At 56.0% G+C, this 1,241-nt stretch carries 1 protein-coding gene; it reads right to left on the minus strand.

Annotated elements, in window-relative coordinates; genetic code table 11:
* A protein-coding gene (locus tag ACWXWJ_RS10240) for an IS3 family transposase (protein WP_473964348.1) occupies window positions 1-1,241 on the minus strand; the annotation gives its coding sequence in 2 pieces (ribosomal slippage) (window positions 1-877 and window positions 877-1,241; 1,242 coding nt annotated over the 2 pieces). This gene is flagged as partial in the annotation.

Here is a 1,241-nt window from a genome sequence, read left to right on the forward strand (position 1 = left end):
TGATTCCGATATTGCATCGGGGTCAGGCCCTTGAGTCGTTGTTGGACGCGTTCGGTGTTGTACCACCCGATGTACTCGTCGATCGCTTGGTTGAACTCTGCGACCGTGTCGAAGACTTCACCGTGGTACATCTCGGTTTTCAAGTGCCCGAAGAAGTTCTCCATGACCGCGTTGTCGTAACAGTTGGCTTTACGCGACATCGACTGAACACCGCCGTTGTCACCGATCAGATCGCGCCAGGAGGCGTGCTGGTACTGGAAGCCTTGGTCAGTGTGCATCATCCACCCGGGTTCAGGCGCACTCGCCGCGATCGCCTTGGACAAAGAATCGGTGGTCAACGCTGTCGACGGTGATGTAGCCACGGTGTGGGCGACGATTGAGCGGTCGAACAGGTCCATCACCGGCGACAAATACACTTTGCGGCCTTGGACCCTGAACTCGGTGACGTCGCTGACAAAGACGGTGTTTGGCTGATCCGGGGTGAACTTGCGGTCAAGTTTGTTGTCAGCGATGTGGCTGATCGTCCCGGTGTAGGAAACATAAGGTCTACGTTGGCGGATCTTGGCTCGAATGCCCATCTCACGCATGAGTTTGTAGACGAGTTTGTGGTTGACCACCCACCCCTGGTTACGCAGGTCAAGTAGCACTCGTCGATAGCCGTAGCGATGCTTGTTACGTTCAAAACTTGCCCGGATCGCGTCTTTGAGCTCGGCGTGCTTATCTGGCTGGCCGAGGCGTTTCTGGTGGTAGAAGAACGTCGACCGTGGGATACCTGCTGCCTCTAGGAGGTACTCCAAGCGGTGGTGCGACTTGAGGATGACAATCGCCTGGACTTTCAGGCGCGTCCCTGATTCCTCAAGTCCCGCAATTTTTTTAGATAAGCGTTTTCCGCTTCCAATCGCGCGATCCGGCGCCGCAGCTTCTCCTCTTCGGTCAGCGGCTTTGGCACAGCCGAGCCTTTGGGTCTGCCCTTCGGCTTCGGTTTTAACGCCTCATCGCCACCGTTACGCCATTGCCGCGACCAATAACTGACCAGCTGATCTGACGACAGGCCAAACTCACGCGCAAGATCCATCTTTGTCTCGCCGGCAAGATAGCGTTGGACAACTTCCTTCTTGACCTCGAACGAGTACTGCTGCTTAATCGGTTTCTCCACAAGACATAGCCTGCCATGCAGCTTAAACCGACGACAGAGCATACGGGCGGCATACTTGGAGACACCAAGGGCATTGGCAGCGGCT

The organism is Corynebacterium sp. p3-SID1761 (assembly GCF_055862885.1).